We start from the raw sequence: 2475 nt of genomic DNA, 5'->3' as shown, positions 1-2475 counted from the left end.
TGGCGGTCGCCCCCGACGGCCGCCGGACCGAGGCGTCGGCACGACTCTCCGCGACCCGGTCGTGGACGTCGCTGCCGACCCTGAACACCTACGACACCGCCTGGGAGGTGGAGGTCCCCGAATTGGAGTTGCGCCTGGAGGCGCGGACCTGGTTCCCCCACCAGGAGGTCCGCTCGCTGTTCCTCTTCCCGGGCATGCTGGAGGCGCACGTCTCGGTGGAGGGGACCATGGCCGGTCGGCCCGTCCGCGGACACGGGGTGTGCGAGGTGCTGCCCTCCAACCGGATCGGGGACTTCGAGCGGTACGTCACCCGGGTCCGCGACGTGACCCTGCGCGAGATCGAGCGGCTCTACCCCTCGCGTCCCGACGGATCGCTGCCCGGCGTCGCCGGATCCGAGGACCGCCCCGAGCGGCTGGACGCCCTCGTGGCCGAGGACCTGCACCACCACCTCGTGGAGCCGCTGCGCCACGCCACCGACGGCCTGGGCAAGTGCTGGCGCTCCTACGTCGCCGTCGCGGCCATCGAGCTGTGCGGGGGAGACAGCGAGCGGTACCGGCCCCTCCTGGCCGCCACCGAGCTGATGCACACCGGCTGTCTGGTCGTCGACGACGTCCAGGACGAGTCACCGCTCCGCCGGGGGCGGCCCTCCGCCCACACCGTCTTCGGCGTCCCCACCGCGGTCAACGCGGGAACCGCGGCCTACTTCGTCTTCGACCGGGTGCTGCGCGAGATCCTGCCCGACGACGACCGGCTGCGGCTGCGCGCCTACCAGATCTATCTGCGGGTGCTGCGCGCCGGGCACGCGGGGCANACGCGGCGGTGGCCACCGGGGACGCGTCCCGGCTCCTGCGCCGCCTGCGGACCGCGCACCGGCTCAAGACCGCCGCTCCGGTCCGCGGTGTGGCCGAGATGGGCGCCCTCATCGCGGGTGCGGACCAGGAGCTGATCACGGCCGTGGGCGACTACTTCGAGGACGTCGGGCTGGCCTACCAGATCAGTGACGACGTCATGGACCTGCGTGGCGTCACCGCACATGGGGCCTCGGGCGGACGCGTGCGCACCAAGCACACCGCTGAGGACCTGCACGCGGGCAAGGTCACCATGCCCCTGGCGCACGCCGTGGGCCGCCTCCCGGACCCGCGGGTGCGCGAGATCTGGCACGCCGTCAGGGGCGGTGACGCCGACCGCGCGACCGTCGCCTCCACCGTGGCGGAGCTGGAGGCCCACGGCGCCGTCGAGGCCTGTGTCGACGAGGCGCGCGGGCTGGTCGACACCGCGTGGAAACCTCTCCAGGACCTCGTCGCACCCAGTTGGCACTCGGTCCGGATACGCGCGCTCGGGCACTACTGCGCCCAGCGCGAGGCCGAGTGACCACCCGTTCCCGCACGACCAGCCCCGACCCCCAGGAGGTTCCCGACGTGCCCGGCTCCACACCCACTCTCGCGGTCACGGACGTCCACAAGTCCTACGGCCGCCACCACGTGCTCCGAGGAGTGCGCATGGAACTCCCGCCCGGCTGCCTGGCGGGCGTGGTCGGGGAGAACGGTTCCGGCAAGACCACGCTGCTGCGCATCCTCTCCGGCCACCTCTCACCCGACCACGGTGCCGTTGACCACCCCGGAGGGCTGGGCTACTGCCCCCAGCACACGGTGCTCAACCCGGCCTTCACCGTCGCCCAGCACCTGCGCTTCTTCCAGGTCGCCCACGATCTGCCCACGTTGGACCGGGCCCGCGAACTGATGGAGGTCCTCAACTTCACCGAGTACCTCCACCACCGGGTGTCCACGCTCAGCGGAGGTACGCGACAGAAACTCAACCTCACCCTCGCCCTCATGCACGACCCTCCGCTGCTCCTGTTGGACGAGCCCTACCAGGGCTTCGACTGGGACACCTACGAGCGCTTCTGGGCGCTGGCCGCCGAGCTGAGCGCCCGGGACCGGTCCGTCCTGGTCGTCTCGCACATCGCGTTCGACACCGGCCGCTTCGACGTCCTGTGGCGCCTGAAGGGCGGTGTCCTGGTCGAGGACGACCGCGGCGGGCTCGCGAGCGTTCCCGGCGCCGCCGCAGTGGCGGGAGGGTGACCGTGCGACGCGCTTGGAACCGCTACTCCACGGCCGCCCGCTACGCGCTCCTGGAGCATCTGCGCAACCGGCTGGCGCTGGTCCTCGTGGTGTTCTTCATCCCGACCTGGATCACCCTCGTCTACCTGGTGATCGACGGCGCCGACGTGCCCTTCCTGCTGCGCGCCACCGGGGAGACGGTGGTCGTGCACGGCAACCACGTCAGCAAGATCTCCGGCGCCGTCAACGCCGTCACGCTGATCGTCGGGTTCATGATGTTCATCGTGACCTTCAGGTCCGCCGAGTTCGACGCGCGTCTGGCGATGGCCGGATACCCGCGCACCTACCTGCTCGCGGCCAAGCTCACCGCGCTGCTGGTCGCGGCCGCGCTGGTGTGCGCGTACGCGGTGGCGG

Annotated in this window: 3 protein-coding genes and 1 pseudogene; all 4 read left to right on the top strand. The window is 71.7% G+C overall.

Annotation, left to right across the window (positions count from 1 at the left end; genetic code table 11):
* The first annotated feature begins 194 nt into the window (after window positions 1-194).
* A complete protein-coding gene (locus D471_RS42390; RefSeq protein WP_449406577.1) occupies window positions 195-947 on the top strand; it encodes a polyprenyl synthetase family protein in 753 nt (250 codons plus the stop codon).
* A complete protein-coding gene (locus D471_RS42385; RefSeq protein WP_017601375.1) occupies window positions 902-1372 on the top strand; it encodes a polyprenyl synthetase family protein in 471 nt (156 codons plus the stop codon). The genes D471_RS42390 and D471_RS42385 overlap by 46 nt, the downstream gene beginning before the upstream one ends.
* On the top strand, window positions 1369-2082 hold the full coding sequence (locus D471_RS0126285; protein ID WP_017601374.1) for an ATP-binding cassette domain-containing protein: 714 nt from the start codon (window positions 1369-1371) through the stop codon (window positions 2080-2082). The genes D471_RS42385 and D471_RS0126285 overlap by 4 nt, the downstream gene beginning before the upstream one ends.
* Window positions 2083-2084: 2 nt before the next feature.
* A pseudogene (locus tag D471_RS0126280) lies at window positions 2085-2475 on the top strand (ABC transporter permease); the annotation flags it as partial.

The sequence above is a fragment of the Nocardiopsis lucentensis DSM 44048 genome (assembly GCF_000341125.1).
Classification (GTDB): domain Bacteria; phylum Actinomycetota; class Actinomycetes; order Streptosporangiales; family Streptosporangiaceae; genus Nocardiopsis; species Nocardiopsis lucentensis.
This window is presented reverse-complemented; position numbering and strand designations above follow the sequence as displayed.